The 16,167-nt window shown below is 71.7% G+C and carries 16 protein-coding genes and 1 pseudogene; 10 read left to right on the top strand and 7 right to left on the bottom strand.

Annotated elements, in window-relative coordinates:
* Positions 1 to 28: 28 nt before the first annotated feature.
* Positions 29 to 805, bottom strand: a complete 777-nt coding sequence (locus VGO10_RS17995) for a FadR/GntR family transcriptional regulator (RefSeq protein ID WP_327470945.1) — start codon at positions 803 to 805, stop codon at positions 29 to 31.
* Between the two features lie 148 nt (positions 806 to 953).
* Between VGO10_RS17995 and VGO10_RS17990 the strand changes: the two genes are divergently transcribed.
* The 7 genes from VGO10_RS17990 (at position 954) to VGO10_RS17960 (ending at position 7,427) form a co-directional block, all read left to right on the top strand.
* The gene (locus VGO10_RS17990; protein WP_327470943.1) at positions 954 to 1,451 is read left to right on the top strand and encodes a hypothetical protein; all 498 of its coding nucleotides are present in this window, start codon (positions 954 to 956) and stop codon (positions 1,449 to 1,451) included.
* Positions 1,452 to 1,585: 134 nt separating this feature from the next.
* The gene (locus VGO10_RS17985; protein ID WP_327470941.1) at positions 1,586 to 2,320 is read left to right on the top strand and encodes a DUF3891 family protein; all 735 of its coding nucleotides are present in this window, start codon (positions 1,586 to 1,588) and stop codon (positions 2,318 to 2,320) included.
* A gap of 49 nt (positions 2,321 to 2,369) precedes the next feature.
* Entirely contained in the window at positions 2,370 to 2,990 is a 621-nt protein-coding gene (locus VGO10_RS17980) for a hypothetical protein (protein WP_327470939.1), read from the top strand.
* A 127-nt stretch (positions 2,991 to 3,117) separates the two neighbouring features.
* Complete coding sequence (locus tag VGO10_RS17975) at positions 3,118 to 4,335, top strand: hypothetical protein (protein WP_327470937.1); 1,218 nt, start codon at positions 3,118 to 3,120, stop codon at positions 4,333 to 4,335.
* A gap of 6 nt (positions 4,336 to 4,341) precedes the next feature.
* Positions 4,342 to 6,135, top strand: coding sequence for a CHASE2 domain-containing protein (locus tag VGO10_RS17970; protein ID WP_327470935.1), 1,794 nt, complete (start codon positions 4,342 to 4,344; stop codon positions 6,133 to 6,135).
* Between the two features lie 31 nt (positions 6,136 to 6,166).
* Positions 6,167 to 7,084, top strand: coding sequence for an alpha/beta hydrolase (locus VGO10_RS17965; protein ID WP_327470933.1), 918 nt, complete (start codon positions 6,167 to 6,169; stop codon positions 7,082 to 7,084).
* A gap of 19 nt (positions 7,085 to 7,103) precedes the next feature.
* On the top strand, positions 7,104 to 7,427 hold the full coding sequence (locus VGO10_RS17960) for a hypothetical protein (protein ID WP_327470931.1): 324 nt from the start codon (positions 7,104 to 7,106) through the stop codon (positions 7,425 to 7,427).
* A 3-nt stretch (positions 7,428 to 7,430) separates the two neighbouring features.
* On the opposite strand, the gene VGO10_RS17955 is transcribed toward VGO10_RS17960, so the two are convergent.
* From VGO10_RS17955 to VGO10_RS17945, 3 genes are all read right to left on the bottom strand, one after another.
* Complete coding sequence (locus tag VGO10_RS17955) at positions 7,431 to 7,553, bottom strand: hypothetical protein (RefSeq protein ID WP_327470929.1); 123 nt, start codon at positions 7,551 to 7,553, stop codon at positions 7,431 to 7,433.
* Between the two features lie 4 nt (positions 7,554 to 7,557).
* The gene (locus tag VGO10_RS17950; RefSeq protein WP_327470927.1) at positions 7,558 to 8,028 is read right to left on the bottom strand and encodes a hypothetical protein; all 471 of its coding nucleotides are present in this window, start codon (positions 8,026 to 8,028) and stop codon (positions 7,558 to 7,560) included.
* A gap of 140 nt (positions 8,029 to 8,168) precedes the next feature.
* Positions 8,169 to 8,945: a MerR family transcriptional regulator gene (locus tag VGO10_RS17945; protein ID WP_327470925.1), complete on the bottom strand. Its 777-nt coding sequence runs from the start codon at positions 8,943 to 8,945 to the stop codon at positions 8,169 to 8,171.
* Positions 8,946 to 8,996: 51 nt separating this feature from the next.
* Here VGO10_RS17945 and VGO10_RS17940 point away from each other — a divergent pair, with 51 nt between their 5' ends.
* From VGO10_RS17940 to VGO10_RS17930, 3 genes are read left to right on the top strand one after another with little or no spacing between them, the layout of a single operon-like run.
* The gene (locus tag VGO10_RS17940) at positions 8,997 to 10,889 is read left to right on the top strand and encodes a hypothetical protein (protein WP_327470923.1); all 1,893 of its coding nucleotides are present in this window, start codon (positions 8,997 to 8,999) and stop codon (positions 10,887 to 10,889) included.
* Positions 10,890 to 10,911: 22 nt separating this feature from the next.
* The gene (locus tag VGO10_RS17935; protein WP_327470920.1) at positions 10,912 to 11,349 is read left to right on the top strand and encodes a hypothetical protein; all 438 of its coding nucleotides are present in this window, start codon (positions 10,912 to 10,914) and stop codon (positions 11,347 to 11,349) included.
* A gap of 19 nt (positions 11,350 to 11,368) precedes the next feature.
* Positions 11,369 to 13,531 (top strand): DEAD/DEAH box helicase, encoded by a 2,163-nt coding sequence (locus tag VGO10_RS17930; RefSeq protein ID WP_327470918.1) that lies wholly within the window; start codon positions 11,369 to 11,371, stop codon positions 13,529 to 13,531.
* A gap of 1 nt (position 13,532) precedes the next feature.
* On the opposite strand, the gene VGO10_RS17925 is transcribed toward VGO10_RS17930, so the two are convergent.
* The 3 genes and pseudogenes from VGO10_RS17925 to VGO10_RS17915 form a co-directional block, all read right to left on the bottom strand.
* Positions 13,533 to 14,615, bottom strand: coding sequence for a Fic family protein (locus VGO10_RS17925; protein WP_327470916.1), 1,083 nt, complete (start codon positions 14,613 to 14,615; stop codon positions 13,533 to 13,535).
* Positions 14,616 to 14,658: 43 nt separating this feature from the next.
* Complete coding sequence (locus VGO10_RS17920; protein ID WP_327471018.1) at positions 14,659 to 15,840, bottom strand: acyl-CoA desaturase; 1,182 nt, start codon at positions 15,838 to 15,840, stop codon at positions 14,659 to 14,661.
* A gap of 98 nt (positions 15,841 to 15,938) precedes the next feature.
* Positions 15,939 to 16,109, bottom strand: a pseudogene (locus VGO10_RS17915) (carboxypeptidase-like regulatory domain-containing protein); the annotation flags it as partial.
* Positions 16,110 to 16,167: the final 58 nt, after the last annotated feature.

Below are 16,167 nucleotides of genomic sequence, written 5' to 3'. Positions count from 1 at the left end.
TTGGTCAGGAGCGAAACGCCCAGCCGGGCTAGGCGGCCGGCTTGGTGCGCGAGCCGACCGGCAACAGGAAGTCGGGCAGGGGCCGCACCAGCGCCCGCGCGGTCTCTTCCTCCCACGTCTTCTCCAGCTGGCCGACGTGCTCGTCCATGACCGCCTCGACCTCCAGGAGGTCGCCCGAGCGCACCGCCGCGACCGTCCGCTCGTGGATCTGGATCGTCCATTCAGGGACCAGCGGCAGGTGCATCGCCATGTCGCGTGCGATCTCGAGCTGGCGGAAGAGCACCCGCATCAGCGACTCGACCGTCGCGTTGCCCGACGCTCGCGCAAGCGCCAGGTGGAACTGGACGTCGAGCTGCAGGAAGCGGTCCTCCTGCTTGAGCGCGCGCCCCGCATCGACCAAGGCCCGCATGGCGTCGATCGATCGCTGCAGCGCCGCAAAGTCGTCCTCGGTGGCCCGCACGGCGGCGAGCTGCGCGACCCGCGGCTCGAGCATCCGACGTGCCTCCAACACGCCCGCGACCTCGCCAAGGCGCAGGCTCGAGCGCTGCCGGACGAGCTCGAGGCCGACGACGTCGGTCGCCACGAACATCCCGCCGCCGGGCCCGCGCCGCACCTCCAGCAGACCCGCCTCGACCAAGACCTTGACGGCCTCGCGCAGCGTCGGGCGGCTGATCTGCATCTGCGCGGCAAGCGCCCGCTCGCCGGGCAGCTTGTCGCCCACGCGGAGCTCGCCGATCCGGACTTTGTCCGCGATCTGCTCGGCCGCCTCCTCGAAGGTTCGACGCGTCTGGACCGGCGTGAACACGCCAAAAACATACACTTCTCCTGCTCGTGGTCAGCCTGGCGGACCTATTGGGTGACGTACCGAGACACAGCGCTCTCCTGACCCACGAAGTCGTCCGTCCGTCTTGCAGCCCTTTCGCCGGCCGCCCCGATCGGGTACGGATTCCGTCATGCCCCGCATCCCCAAGAGACTCCTCGCCCTCGGTGGCCTGGCCGCAGGAGGCGCCGCGTTCCGGCGCCGGCGCCGCGGGAAGGCCCCGGCCGCGTCTGCCCCGCCCGCCCCTGCGCCTGCCTCCACCGCACCCCCCGCACCCGCCTACGCGTCCTCGATGCCGACGCCGGGCATCGCGAAGCCTGCGCCCGCGGAGCCCACGCCTGTGGTCCACACCGACGGCGACTTCGTCGCCGCCGAGGAGGCCGCCGCGGCCGCCGAGGCACGCAACATCGGCGGCCCGCGCCTGGATGACGCCCACGGCGACGAGGCCTTCGAGGCCGTCGCCGAGGCCGGCGGCGGCGAGTCGGAAGGCTTCGAGCTCGCCGAGGAGCAGCTCATCGACAACGCCAGCCACGGCGGCGGGCGGGCCGACCCGATCGGCGATGCGTTCACGCCCGAGGTCGAGGCCGACGAGCGCACGGCCGTCGACGGCGAGGCCGACGAGGAGCGTTAGCGAGTGCCTCGTGGTCGTGATCGTGCTCCGGGCGGATGCTGGGCGCCGCGCGACGGCGCAGCCGCTCCTGTCGGACCGGTAAGCCGTCGCGTGGCGATCCAGCGCCGGCCGGGGCGCGAGCACGGCCGCGAGGGGTGATCCTCCGCCCGGACGGGGATGCGGTCCTTGCCATCGGCCAGGCGTCGCACGCCTGGCTGTCCGGGCAGCTCGCCCGGGCTTGGGGCAACGACCGCTTCCCCGTGCCGACGCCCTTCGAGGAGGTCTGCCTCGGAGCGCTGCAGCACGACATCGGGATGGCCGAGTGGGACCTGCGGCCGGCGCGCCACCCCCGCAGCGGCCTGCCGCGCCAGTTCTTCGAGCTCGACCGCCGCACGCACCTCGCGCTCTGGGCGGCGGCACCCACGCGCGTGCTCAGCCAAAGCCGCTACGCAGCGTTGTTGGTGTCCTTGCATGGGACCGGGCTCTACGAGCGCTTCCCGCCGAAGACCGACGACCCGGAGATCGCCCGCGCGGTCGCCGGCTACCTCGAAGGCCAGCGCGCGCTGCAGGCGCAGCTCGCCGCCGAGGTCGGCGCGACCGAAGAGGAGCTCGCCCGCAACCAGGCGCTGCTCGCCATCTGGGACGGCCTCTCGCTCGCGCTCTGCCGCGACCAGGCGCCGCACACGGTCGACGGCTTCGCGCTCGATCGCGCGGGCGATCACCATGACGCCTTCACCCTCGACCCCTGGCCGTTGGCGGTCGACCGCCTCGCCCTCCGCGTCGAGGGTCGACGCCTCGCCGGCGCGCCGTACCCCGACGAACCGGCGCTGCACGCCGCGCTGGACCGCGCACCGGTCCTGACCGTTGGCCTGGTTCTCCGTCCGGGATAGCGCCGCGACAAGGGTTGGCCTCCCGCACCCCGTGGGTAGGGCGACGCCCATGGATGAAGTGCTTCCCGGCGTCCTGCACTGGACGACCTTCCACGAGGGCATCGGCCAACCCGTGCACTCGCACTATTTCGTCGAGGGCGCCGCGCTCTTTGACCCGCGCGTTCCCGATGAGGGCATCGACGAGCTCGGCCGCCACGGGCGACCGGAGACGATCCTGCTCTCCAACCGCCATCACCTGCGCCACGCCGAGAAGCTCGCCGCGGCCTTCGACTGCCCGATCCGCGCACAGCGGCTCGGGCTGCACGAGTTCGCCAACGGCGGCCCGGACGTCCAGCCGTTCGACTTCGGCGACACGGTCGCGCCCGACGTCATCGCGCTAGAGGTCGGTGCGCTCACGCCCGAGGACACCGCCTTCCACATCGCCACCGGCCCCGGCATCCTGCTCTTCGCCGACGCCGTGATCCGCAACGGGGACGGCGAGCTGTCGTTCGTGCCGGACTCCCTGATGGGCGATGACCCCGAGGGCGTGCGCCGCGGGATCACGGAGGCGCTGCGGGCGCTGCTCGACCACGACTTCGACGCGCTGCTCTTCGCCCACGGTGAGCCGATCGCCTCCGGCGGCAAAGAGCGCCTTACGACGTTCGTCAACGGACACAGCGGCTCGGCCTGACGCACGGGCTTCGTCCGACGTTCGTCCAGAAACAGGGCCAATACCGTGTCTAAACCGTTCGGTTGGCCAGTTCTGGGTCTCATTCCTGGGGATCCGTGCCGATCTCCTAGGCGTGCGCCCGTCATGGATGACTCGTGCCGCCGTCGCGACCCTCGCGACCGCGGCGACCGCAATCGCCCTGCCCGCCTCCGCTCACGCGCTGGCGCTCTCGGTCACCACCGGGAGCCCCCAGGATGTCGCCGCCACGCAGGCAACGCTGCGCGCCACCGTCAGCGTCTCCGCGCTCGGCGGCAACGTCGTCTGGCAATACGGCACGACCACGCGCTACGGCACGACGTCGACCGCCGTCGCCACCGGGCTGCTGGGCGTCAATCAGACGCTGACCCTCACCGTCACCGGCCTGGCGCCGAACACGGCCTACCACGTGCGCGCCGTGGCGACGAGCGGGCTGAGCACGGCCTACGGGCGCGACGTGAGCTTCACCACCGCGAGCTCGGGGTCGGGCTCGGGCTCGGGCGACGGGTCTGGCGAGACGAGCGACCCGGCGCCCTCGACGCCGGGCGCGGGCAGCACGAGCACCCCAAGCCTCCCGACCGTCTCGACGGTGACGTCAACGATCATCTCCGGGACCACAGGGTCAGGCTCGGGCACCTCCGGCTCGCCGTCCTCGTCCTCCTCGGGCAAGGCCACCACCCCCGACGCTGACGGCACCCCGTCCGCCGACGACGGCGCCACCGTCGCGCCCGGCGTCGCCACCGCGACCGTCACCCCATCGCTCGGCAAGACGCTCGGCGTCGCCGCCGTCCAGGGCACCGTCACCGCGACCAGCCCGTCCGGCGCACCGCTCGACCTCGGCGCCGCCAAGATCGTGCCGACCGGGACCGTCATCGACGCCCGCGCCGGCACCGCCGAGCTCAAGACCGCGCTGGACCGCCGGGGCGCCACGCAGACCGGCCGCTTCTGGGGCGCCGTCTTCGAGGTCCGCCAGAGCGCGTCCGCGCACGGCATGGTCGCGCTCGTGCTCCGCGGTGGCGACTTCTCGCACTGCAAGACCACCAACAAGGCCGTCGCCCGCGCCGCGGCTTCCAAGACCAAGCACAAGCGCAAGACCACCAAGAAGAAGCCGCCGCGCTCCCTCTGGGGCAGCGACAACCACGGCCGTTTCCAGACCCGCGGCCGCGGCAGCGTCGCCACCGTTCGCGGCACCAAGTGGCTCACGCAGGACACCTGCGCGGGCACGCTGACCCGCGTGGCCGCCGGCGCCGTCGCCGTGCGCGACCTGCGCCGCCACCGCACCGTCGTCGTGGCCCGCGGCCATCAGTACCTGGCGCGCATGACGCCCTGACCCGCCATGGCCCCACGCTCCGCCCCGACGCCGCGCCATTCGCCGGCACACGCCCGCGCCGTGCTGCTCGCGGGCCTCGTCGCCGCGGCCTGCGGGATCGTGGCGTGGACGACCCACGCGGCGCGTTCGCTGGAGGACACGACGGTCGCGCTGCGCTTCCAGTTGCGCCCGGCGCAGCGGCCCGACGATCTCGCGATCGTCGGCATCGACGCCGCGACGTTCTCGGACTACGCCCAGCAGGCCCGTTGGCCCTACCCGCGCTCGTGGCACGCCGACGTCCTCGACGAGCTGCACCGCCTCGGCGCACGCAAGGTCATCTACGACGTCCAGTTCACGGAGGCCACGAGCCCGGCGCAGGACGGTGCGCTGTACGACGCGGTCGGTCGCTTCCCCGGCACGATCCTCGCGACGACCGAGACCGACGCGCGTGGCCACACCAACGTCCTGGGCGGCGACGAGAACCTCGCCCGTGCGCACGCCCAAGCCGCCATGGCGACGTTCCCGATCCTGGCCGGCGGCGAGATCGCCCGCGTGCAGCCGTCCGCCGACGGCGTCCCGACGCTCGCCGTCGCGACGGCCCGCTCGCTCGGGCATCGCGTCGACCCGACGACCTTTGAGCACGGCGGCGCGTGGATCGACTTCCGCGGCCCGCCCGGCACGATCCCGACCTACCACTTCTCCGACGTCCGCGACCATCGTCTGGCGGCCTCGGCCGTCCGCGGCAAGGTCGTCATCGTCGGCATGACCGCGCCGACCGAGCAGGACGTCCACCCCACGCCGACGGTCCGTGACGAGTTGATGTCCGGCCCCGAGGTGCAGGCCAACGCGCTGTGGACCGTCCTGCACGGGCTGCCGCTGCGCAGCGCGCCCGGCTGGGCTGGCATCCTGGCGGTCCTGCTGCTCGCGCTCGCCCCGGCGATCGCCGCGCTGCGCCTCAAGACGCTCTCGGTGCTGACCGCGCCCGTCCTGGCGGTCGCCTACCTCGGCCTCTCCTACCTCGCGTTCCTGCAGGGCTGGATCATCCCCGTCGTCGCCCCGCTGGCCGGCCTCGCGCTCAGCGCCGTCGGCACCGTGACCGCCAGCTACCTCACCGAGCGCCGCGAGCGCCGCCGCGTCGCGCTGCACAACGCGGTGCTGGAGCAGGCCGTGCGCGAGCGCACCGCCGAGCTGCACGAGACCCAGCTCGAGGTCGTCCGCCGCCTCGCCCACGCGGCCGAGTGGCGCGACGAGGACACCGGCGCGCACGTCGAGCGGATCGGGATCCTCTGCGAGCGCCTCGCGCTGGCCGCCGGCTTCAGCGCGACCGACGCCGAGACGCTGCGCCACGCCGCGGTCCTGCACGACGTCGGCAAGATCGGCGTACCCGACCGCGTCCTGCTCAAGCCGGGCCGGCTGGACGAGGAGGAGTGGGCGATCATGCAGACCCACGCCGCGATCGGGGCGTCGATGCTCGCGGGCTCGCCGTCGCCGCTGGTCCAGCTCGGCGAGGAGATCGCGCGCACCCACCACGAGCGCTGGAACGGCGCGGGCTATCCGGCTGGACTGCGCGGCGAGGAGATCCCGCTGGCGGGCCGCATCTGCGCGATCTGCGACGTCTTTGACGCGCTGCGCTCGCGCCGGCCCTACAAGGACGCGTGGACGCTGGAGGAGGCCATCACGGAGATCGCACGCCAGCGCGGCCGCCACTTCGACCCTGCCTTGGTCGACCTCTTCCTGCCGATGGCCGCCGAGCTGGCCGCGGAGCTCGCGCGCAAGGACGAGGGTCAGCGAGGCCGCCCGGACCTGCGGTTCGCCGCGTAGACGGACTCGTTCGGGCAGGTACCATTAGGTGATGCACGAGCAATTCGCCGACGTCGGCAACGGGATCACCCTCTGCTACGAGACCTTCGGCGATCCTGCGGCCCCGCCCGTCGTGCTGATCATGGGGTTGGGCACCCAGATGATCGCGTGGGACACGCGCTTCTGCGAAGACCTGGCGAGCCGCGGCTTCTTCGTCGTCCGCTTCGACAACCGCGACGTCGGCCGCTCGACCCGGCTGGACGACGCGCACGTGCCCGGCCTGAGCGAGATCGCGCTGCGGCGGGTCCCGAACCCGGCCTACAAGCTGGCCGACATGGCGCTCGACACGGTCGGGCTGATGAACGCGCTGGAGCTCGAGAGCGCCCACGTCGTCGGCGTCTCGATGGGCGGCATGATCGCCCAGACGGTCGCCGCTCGCCATCCGTCGCGCACGCGCACGCTGACGTCGATCATGTCCAACACGGGCGCGCGCTTCAGCGGCCAGCCGGCGCTGAAGGCCTACCCCGTGCTGCTCGGCAAGTCGCCCGCCGACCGTGACGGCTTCGTCGAGCGCGGGCTCAAGACGTGGGCGACCATCGGCTCGCCCGGCTTCGAACGTGACGAGATCGAGCTGCGCGCGATGATCGAGCTGAGCTTCGACCGTGGCCCGAGCGCCGCGGGCACCGCCCGCCAGCTCGGCGCGATCATCGCCAGCGGCGACCGCCGCCGCGAGCTGCGCGCCGTGCAGGCGCCGACGCTCGTCATCCACGGCGAGGCTGACGTCCTCGTCTCGCCCTCCGGCGGCCGTGCGACCGCGAAGGCGATCAACGGCGCCCGGCTGATCACGATCCCGGGGATGGGCCACGACCTGCCGTGCGCCGCCTGGCCGCAACTCCTCGGTGCCATCGCCCAACACGGCCATGGCGCGGATGTCGCCGCGGGCGTCGAACCCGCGGTGCGCGCCGCGTAGCGGTCCTAGACTGGGAGCGGTGAGCTTCTTCCGTCGCAGCGGCGGTTCCGACGAAGGCTCCGACCCCGTCGGCGGCCTCGGCGGTCCTGAGGAGATCCGCCGCGTGCAGCGGACCTCGACGCTCGCCGTCGGCACCCTCGCCTGCCCGACCTGCGACGCACCGGTCGCGCCCACCGGCGCCCACCTCGGCCCGGCCTCTCCGCTGGCCTGCCCCTTCTGCGGAGAGACCGGCCGCGTCCGCGACTTCCTCACGCTCGGCGCCCCGACCCGCGCCGCCCACGTCGTGATCAAGGTCATCTCGCCGGCCGAGATCCGCATCTCGCGCCGGCGCGACGACGGCTGAGGACTAACTGTCCTTGGGCTGCGGCTTGGGCTTCGGCCGCGGACGCGGCTCGCCGCGTCCTTCCTCGATGCCGATCCAGGTCGGAAACGCGATGATCTCCTCGGGGGGCGCTGGTCGCGGTGCCATGGCCTCAGGATAGACGAATGGCCAGCAGCCACAAAACGGTTTGCATCACCATCAGGACACTGAGCGCGGCGGACAGCCGCGAGAGCCATCGGACGCTCTGCGCGTTGCGCAACCGGAGATCCTGATAGCCGAATCCAGCCGCTGCGAGCCAGCGCAAGGAGTCGAGATCCGCCTCCTCCCGCGCCTGCCGATACAGCTGCTCGTAGAGATCGCGCGCATTGACGGCGAACTTCAGTCGCCAGGGCGCCAGTACCACCGCAGCAACGACCAAGCCCATCAACAACGCCAGCACCGCCAGCCATCCCAACGCGTGGAAGCCATGGTCTTTGATCGCGGTACCACCGAGGAACGAGGCGACGAGCGCCTGCGCAGCGAGCAGCGTGCCGGTGCGCTGGCGAATGCCACCGACCATCGCCTCCTGGTCGGCGAGCGCCGCCCGGCCGGCTTCATAAGTGACCTCCTCCAGCGTCTTCACGACGGTCGGCGACGCTACCGGCGGCGCAGAGCGCCGGATGCTCGGTGTCGCAGAACTGACGGTGCGTCTGCGCAGATCATGCGCATTCCCGTCCTCGTCGGTGGCAATCCGCCCGGGGCCGGCTCAGCCCACAGCAACACTCAGTGCTTCGAGCGCCGGCGCCGCTGGAGGCGCTCGATCTCGCGGCCGAAGGCCTCTTCGGAGGCGTCGGCCATGGCGACGCCGAAGATCGCCAGGAGCGTGTCGGCGGCGAGTGGGCGGAGGCGCTCGAGCGCGTCGCGGACCTCGGGCCAGCGATCTTCGGGTGCGCCGGCCTCCTCGAAGGGCTTCCAGACCTGCTCGACGAAGAGCTTGACGTAGGCGCGGGCGACGCCGTCGGCGTGCCGGCGGATCGTCGTCGCCAACTCGAGGCCGACCGCGGCGGGCACGCCGAGCGCCTCCAGCTCCTTGCCCGCGCGCGTCAGCCGCGGGCTGATGTCCTCATAGGACCCGTCGCCGAGGGGACGCAACAACCCCAACTTGATGGCCCGCTCCAGGAGTCCCGGATCCGTCGAGCCCCAGCGCTGCGCGAGATCTTCGCGCGTCAGCACCTCCGGCTGCTCCTGGGTGTAGGGCTCGGCGACCGCGCGCAGGAAGCGCAGCGGCTCCTCCGAGGAGCCCGGCGCGGCGTCGACCAGCCGCCGAATCGCCTGCAGGTTGAAGCCCTGGCCCTGCATCTCGCGGATCAGCTCAATGCGAGCGAGGTGCGAGGGGCCGTAGTAGCCGGTGCGGCCGCGCACGTCGGGCGGCGGCAGAAGACCGCGTGACTGATGGGCCCGGATATTGCGGACGGTCATCCCCGTGCGCTGCGCGAGCTCGTCGATGGTCAGATCTCCATCGTGGGTCGCGCGCTCGGGTGCCTCCGTGACATCGGACACAGGACAACTCTACCGCGTTTGATGTGACATGGATCGGTGTAACATCGACTCATGGCACTTTCGCACGTTCTCGCTGCCGCGTCGCCCCCTGCCGCCAATCCGGCCGGCGGCGCCGCGCTCGATCAGATCGCCATCGCCACCGGCATGGCCAGCGTCGCCACCGCGGTCCTGATGCTCGGGATCTTCGGCTACCGCAACGGCAAGGGCAAGACGCTGCGCCGCCTCGCGGCCTTCTCCGAGCGCGTTTCCGGGCTGCCCGCCTGGGCGGCGCTGCCGCTCGGCGTCGGCGGTGGCAGCCTCCTCGTCGCGCTGCTGGGCATGTACTGGGACATCTCCCTGCACATCGACCAGGGCCGCGACCCCGGCCCGCTCGCCAACCCCGCGCACTACCTGATCCTCGTCGGGCTCTACGGCGTCTTCGCCTCGGGTTGCCTCGCGCTCGCGCTCCCGGAAGAGAAGCCCGGCCCCGCCGCGATCCGGATCACGCGCGACTGGTACGTCCCTGTCGGCGGCGTCCTGACCGCGGCCTGCGGCGGCTTCGCGCTGCTCGGCTTCCCGCTCGACGACATGTGGCATCGCCTCTTCGGCCAGGACGTCACGCTCTGGGGCCCGACGCACCTCATGCTCTTCGGCGGCGCCGGCCTCACGCTCATCGGTCAGGCCATCCTGCTCGCCGAGGGCCTGCGCTTCCGCGGCATCCAGGCCGACCGCGTCGACGGCCCCCAGTTCCTGGTGGCCTTCCGCCGCGTCGGCCTGATGGGCGGTCTGCTGATCGGCCTCTCGACCTTCCAGGGCGAGTTCGACTTCGGCGTCCCGCAGTTCCGGATGGTGTTCCACCCCATGTTGATCGCGCTGGCCGCCGGCCTCGCGCTCACGGCGGCGCGCATCTGGATCGGCAAGGGCGGCGCGCTGGCCACCGCGCTGATGTTCCTCGCTGTTCGCGGCGGCATCTCGCTGATCGTCGGCGACGTCTTCGGCGAGAGCGCGCCGACGCTGCCGCTCTACCTCGTCGAGGCGCTGTGCATCGAGGGCGTCGCGCTGGCCACCGGCCGCAACCGCCCGGTGCTGCTCGGCGCCGTCGGCGGCGTGCTCTGCGGCACCGTCGGCCTGGCCGCCGAGTGGCTGTGGGTCGGCCAGCTCTTCCCGCTGCCGTGGAGCGACGGCATCGTGCCGGAGGCGATGATCGTCGCCCCGATCGCCGGCGCCGCCGGCGGCGTGCTCGGCGGCCTGCTCGGCGCGGGCCTGCGCTTCCAGCTGCCGAGCCCGACCGTGGCGCGCACCGCCACGATCGCGTCGTTCGTGGCCATCGCCGCGCTGACCGCCTACGGGCTGGCGACCGTCGCGCCAAGCGGCCAGACCGCCACCGTCGCGCTCAAGAGCGACGGTGGGGATGCGAGGCATCCCCACGTCGTCGGCACCGTCACGCTCAACCCGCGCAACACGGCCGACAACGCCGCGTGGGCCACGGTCACCTCCTGGCAGGACGGCGGCATGAAGGTCGACCGGCTGCAGCGCGTCGCCGAAGGCGTCTACCGCTTCCGCGCCCCGGCGCCGGTCTACGGCGACTGGAAGACGATCGTCCGCGTCCAGAACGGCCGCACGATCATGGGCATCCCGATCTACATGCCGGCCGACCCGGCGATCCCGGGGGCCAAGCTGGTCCCGGCGACCGCCAGCTTCACGCGGACCTTCGTCGCCGACCACGAACTCCTGCAGCGCGAGCGCAAGGACGACATCCCGAGCTGGCTGTGGACCGCCGCCTGCCTGATCGTCCTGGCCCTCTCGCTGATGTTCATGGCCTCGCTGGCCTGGGGTGTGGCGCGCGTCGCACGCACCGGTGACGGCGGCACGCCCAACGGGCCGTCGCCCGCCTCAACACGTCCGGCGCAGGACCGCGCTGAGCGCTTTGTCCACGGCGGCGTGGCGAGCGCTCCAGGAGCCTAGAATCGGGTACAAGAGTTGCGCCATGACCGCCCAGACCGGATCGCCATCCGTCGGACCACACCGCAACGCTGCGGGCGTCGGCTTGGTGATCGTCATGGCCGCCGGCTCGGTCGTCGTCTGGCTCGTCTCCCCCATCGCCTGGCTGTGGATCGCGTCGCGGATGACAGACTCCAGCCAGCCGAGCCTCGGTCCCTACCTCCTGGTGCTCGTCGGGATGGCGCTGACCGCCGTGGTCGTCGGCAAGTTCCTCGGGATCGTCAACCGCACGCACATGCGAGTGACCGGCCGCATCTCCGACAAGCGCGAGCACGCGACCTGGAACCGCTCGATGCGCGGGGAGCGCCGGTCGACCACCGACCGCGGCGTCCTCGAGCAGGTCATGGCGATCAGCGTCAGCTGCGCGCTCGTGCTCTTCGGCATCTGGTTCTTCGTCTTCGCGGGCTCATCACTGCCGTCCTAAGGCCGATAGCCTGAGGGTGGTGGAACTGGCCTCCGGCGACCCGAACGTCGATCTTCGCCGAGGGCCCGACGGTAAGCCGATCGTCGTCCTCGGATTCCCGTATGACCCGCACATCGTCGCGGTCGTGCGGCAGATTCCCCATCGCCGGTTCGACTGGGACACGCGCGAGTGGTGGGCGCCCATCGACGACTGGGCGGCCGTCCACGTCGCCGAGGTCCTCAAGCGCTTCCCGGAGCTGACGACCAGCGCCCAGGTCGACATCTGGCTCAAGGGCGTCGGCGAGCGCTGGGTCGGCCGCGTGCGCACGACGCGCTACGACGGCCGCGGCTGGTGGGTCCTCGACACGCGCGCGGGCACGGTGCCCGAGGCGTTGTTGGAGGGGTCGATCGAGGTCGACGGCAAGCTGCTGGCACCGCTCACGCAGGCGGGTGCCGTGGCGATCGGCGAGGCGCGCGGGGCCAAGCTCGACGGCGCCGCGCTGCGCTGCGTCCTGGCGCTGGAGCACGGCGGCGAGGCGCCGCCGGCGAGACTGGCGCTCAACGTCTCGGTCGAGGGCGAGGCGTTCCTGCTGGAGACGCTGTGGGACCCGTCGGTCGGCGACGCGTTCGAGCGCCTGCCCGGCACCTCCGACGGCGGCCGCTCGCTGCCGTTGGACCCGTGGGTCGTCCACCACCTCGATGGCTTTCTCGCCGCCCACGGCGTCGCGATCGACGCGCCGGCCGCCCACGCGCTGGAGGAATTGCGCGAGGAGGCGGCCGAGGCCGCCGCGGCGATCCGCCGCTCGCGCGCCACCGAGGCCGAGCCGCTGACCGAGATCGTCGACCGCCTCGGCGGCACGCTCGAGCCGTTTCAATGGGCGGGCGTCCGCTACGTCCTGGATGCACGGCGCGCCTTCCTCTCCGATGAGCAGGGCCTGGGCAAGACCGTCCAGGCGCTGGCCGCGATGGAGGCCGACGACGCCTACCCGGCGATCGTCATCTGCCCCGCGTCGCTGAAGCTCAACTGGCTGCGGGAGACGCGCAAGTGGCTGCCGCACCGCTCGGTGGCGATCGTCGAGGGCGGCGTCGCGGTGCCCAAGACCGCCGAGATCACGATCATCAACTACGAGGTCGTCGGCAAGCACTACGAGACGCTCGCGCGGCTGCGCCCCAAGGCCGTGATCATCGACGAGTCGCACTACTGCAAGAACCCGCGCGCCAAGCGCACGCAGGCCGTGCGGCGGCTGGCCGAGTCGGTCGTCAAGGGCGGGCTGCGGGTCGCGCTCACGGGCACGCCCGTGCTCAACCACGCAGAAGAGCTGATCTCCCAGCTGCGGATCATCGGCCGGCTCGACGAGTTCGGCTCCGGCGCGCGCTTCAGCCGCCAGTTCCAGGGCGTCCTGACCGAGGAGCGTTTGCACTGGCACCTGCGGCGCTCGTGCTTCGTGCGGCGCCTGAAGAGCGAGGTGCTGCCGCAGCTGCCGGCCAAGCGGCGCGTCGTCGTGCCCGTGTCATTGGACAACGAGCGCGAGTACCGCGTCGCCGAGCGCGACGTCGTCGAGTGGCTGCGCTCCCAGCCGCTGGAGCTCTCAGACCTCAACGCGAAGATCGCCGCGACGCTGCGGGCCGAGCGCCTGGCGCAGCTCGGCGCGCTCCAGCGCCTCGCTGCCCGCGGCAAGCTCCACGCCGCGCTGGCGTGGATCCACGACTTCCTGGCGAGCGGCGAGCCGCTCGTCGTCTTCGCCCGTCATCGCGAGATCCAGGAGGCGGTGCTCGAGCGCTTCCCCGACGCGCTGCACCTCTTCGGCCGCGACAAGATCGAGGCGCGCGAGGAGTCGGTCCGGGAGTTTCAAGAGCCCGGCGGCCCGCAGCTGATCGTCTGCGCCACCCGCGTCGCCGCGCAGGGCATCACGCTGACGCGCGCCTCCAACGTCGCGTTCCTCGAGCTCGAGTGGACGCCGGCGCTGCACGACCAGGCCGAGGACCGCACGCACCGCATCGGCCAGACCGACTCCGTCACCGCCTGGTACCTACTGGCCGCCGAGACGATCGACGAGACGATGGCCGAGCTCGTCGAGCGCAAGCGCGGCATCGTCGACGCCGTCACCGACGGCAAGACCATCAACGACGAGAACGTCGTCGCGGGCGTGATCCGCTCGCTGCGGGGCGAAGAGCCCTACCGGCACCTGCAGCCGGTGGCGTAGCTCAGCGCGCGTCGAGCTGCTCGCGCAGCAGCGCGGTCGCGACGTAGCGCGTGTTCCGCGTCCGGCCCTGCTGCTCGACGAAGCCGGCGTCGGCGAGCCGGCGTAGGTCGCCGCTGGCGGTCGGCAGCGAGACGTCGGCCTCCGCGGCGTAGGCCGCGCGCTCGGCGCCGCCGACCAGGCTCCGCTCGAGGACGATGACGAGGCGGTCGGGCCACCCGCGCGCGGCGACCAGGTACTCCAGCGCCTGCCACCGGCGCGCCGCCGCCTCGAGCTGCTCCATTCGGCGGTCGACCTGCTCCAGGTGCGCTGCCAGGCAGAACTCGATCCACGGCGTCGCGTCGCGGTCGGGCTGGTAGCTGCCGCTCTGGACCTCCTGCAGCACCGCGTAGTAGCCGGCCGTGTGCTCGTGGAGGTGCTGCTCGATCGAGCCGAACTCCGGCGCGAGGATGCCGTCGCGGGCGAGGACGAGCGACTGCACGATGCGCGAGAGACGCCCGTTGCCGTCGCTGAACGGATGCACCGAGACGAGGTGGAGATGCGCCATCGCGGCGCGGACGACCTGATGGGCGTGGGGGTCGCCCTTGTGGAGCCACGACACCACCTGGCCCATGAGCTTCGGCACGGACTGCGCGTCGGGCCCGACGTAGGCCATGCCGTTCCCGGACGGGCTGGTCACGCCGATCGGGTGATCGCGCCACAAGCCAGGGCGCTTGTCGCGCTGGAACCCGCACGCGTCGAAGTGCAGGTCGAGGATGACGCGGTCGTACCAGCGAAAGCCGGGATCGACGGCCATGACGGCGACGTGCTCCATCGCGCGGCCGTAGGCGACGAGCGCCATGCGATCGGTGTCCTCGGGGTCCGGCACCATCTGGCCGGAGACAAGTGCCGCGATCTCCGTCGGGGGAACCGAGAACCCCTCGATCGCGATCGAGCTCTCCGCGGACTCGGCGCGCACCTGGCGGCGCAGGGTGCCGTTCCAAGGCGTCGGCGTCCCGACGCGGGCGCCGAGAGCGGCGCGGCGCGCGTCGAGGGTCTCCAGACGCTGCTGCAGATCCCGCGAGAGCTTGGGGGTAGCGAACAGCACCCGACAAGACTATACGAATTTACGTATATTCGTCAACTACTGCTTACGCCGCCGCCTTCTCCGCCATCCGCTCGGGCGTGATGTGGACGACGTCCCACGCCAGCCCGGTCTTCTCGAAGGCACGAATGACGAGGCCGGAAAGGTCGAACTGCCAACGCGTCAGCCCGTGGCGCGCCGAGGTCGGAAAGGCGTGGTGGTTGTTATGCCATGACTCGCCGAAGGTGAACGGCGCCAGCCACCACACGTTGCGCGACTCGTCGGGCGTCTCGAAGCCGCGCCGCCCGGTGAAGTGGCAGATCGAGTTGATGGAGTAGGTGACGTGGTGGACGACGAGCATCCGCACGCCGCCGCCCCACAGCAGCCCGGTCAGCCCGGCGTGGACCGAGCCGCCGAGCGCCCAGCCGGCAAAGAAGCACAGGGCGAGACCTCCGAGCGCCCAGACGAGGAAGAGCCGGTCGATGGTCATGATCATCGGCTCGGCGCGCAGGTCGCGGGCGTAACGCTCCTTGGCGCCGCGGTGGGTGTGGAGGAACAGCCAGCCGACGTGGGCGTGGAAGAGCCCGCGCAGCGCGCCGGAGAAGCCGTGGCCGTGCTCGACGTGCGGGCTGTGCGGATCGCCGACCTGGTCGGAGAAGTCATGGTGCTTGCGATGGTCGGCGACCCATGCCGTGATCGGCCCCTCGATCGCAGCCGAGCCGAGGATCGCCAGCGTGGCGCGCAGGGGCTTGCCGGTCTTGAAGGCGCGGTGCGTGAAGAGGCGGTGGAAGCAGATCGGAAGAGCGTCTTGGTGTCGAAGCGGCCGAGCATCTGTCCGCTGAAGTCGCTGTGCCAGACGATGCCGTCCTTGTCGGTGACGACGTCGTGCGGCTGGATCATTTGATCCGGCAGGTCGTACTCGGTGATGACCACGCGCGTGCCGTCGCCGCTGACCCGCGGCACGGTCTTGAGCTCGTAGCTCTGCTCGCCCTTGCTGCGGTTGATGCTGGCGAAATAGGCCGCGACCTTGTCGGCGTTGGGCACGAAGCGGTTGATGTCGCGCACCTCGGTGCGGATCTGCGGCTTCTTGTGGAAGCTGTTGTTCGAGTACTGCGCCATGCGCTTGATGACGTCGAGCATCTCCTCGGCAGTGTATTTCGAGGTCACGATGCGCTCGACGGTGTGGCAGTTGGTGCAGCCGGTGAGCGCGCGCTTCTCCGCGTCGGTGCCGGGAACGCTGAGGATCCACTCGAGGTTCGAGAGCTGCGCGGCGAGATTCTTGGTCTTGGTAAGCTTGAGATCGAGCGAGACCGGCTTGTCACCCGCAACGGTTACCATCGACGGCCCTTCGAGGTCGTAGCCGGCCGCGCGGATCGAGAGCGCATAGTCGCCGGCGCCAAGCTTGCCGGCCGGGAAGCTGAACTCGCCCTTGGCGTTGCTGACCACGCTGACGGTGACGATGCCCTTCTTGGCGCTGACGACGACGCCTTCCAGCGCGCCTTCCGCGCCCGCCGTCACCGTGCCGGTGAGGGCGGCCGGCGATTTGGTCTGGGCCACGGCAGGCGCATGACCCAGG

It is taken from the genome of Baekduia sp., assembly GCF_035996765.1.
Lineage (GTDB): Bacteria > Actinomycetota > Thermoleophilia > Solirubrobacterales > Solirubrobacteraceae > Baekduia.
Note: the sequence above shows the minus strand (reverse complement) of the source record. Positions and strands in the feature narration are given on the sequence as shown.

Excerpts from the sequence above, each read along its gene's own strand:
- VGO10_RS17990 (WP_327470943.1), top strand. The coding sequence starts at position 954 with ATGCCCCGCATCCCCAAGAGACTCCTCGCCCTCGGTGGCCTGGCCGCA.
- VGO10_RS17940 (WP_327470923.1), top strand. The coding sequence starts at position 8,997 with ATGGCACTTTCGCACGTTCTCGCTGCCGCGTCGCCCCCTGCCGCCAAT.
- VGO10_RS17965 (WP_327470933.1), top strand. The coding sequence starts at position 6,167 with ATGCACGAGCAATTCGCCGACGTCGGCAACGGGATCACCCTCTGCTAC.
- VGO10_RS17980 (WP_327470939.1), top strand. The coding sequence starts at position 2,370 with ATGGATGAAGTGCTTCCCGGCGTCCTGCACTGGACGACCTTCCACGAG.
- VGO10_RS17970 (WP_327470935.1), top strand. The coding sequence starts at position 4,342 with ATGGCCCCACGCTCCGCCCCGACGCCGCGCCATTCGCCGGCACACGCC.
- VGO10_RS17955 (WP_327470929.1), bottom strand. The coding sequence starts at position 7,553 with ATGGCACCGCGACCAGCGCCCCCCGAGGAGATCATCGCGTTTCCGACC.
- VGO10_RS17935 (WP_327470920.1), top strand. The coding sequence starts at position 10,912 with ATGACCGCCCAGACCGGATCGCCATCCGTCGGACCACACCGCAACGCT.
- VGO10_RS17975 (WP_327470937.1), top strand. The coding sequence starts at position 3,118 with ATGACTCGTGCCGCCGTCGCGACCCTCGCGACCGCGGCGACCGCAATC.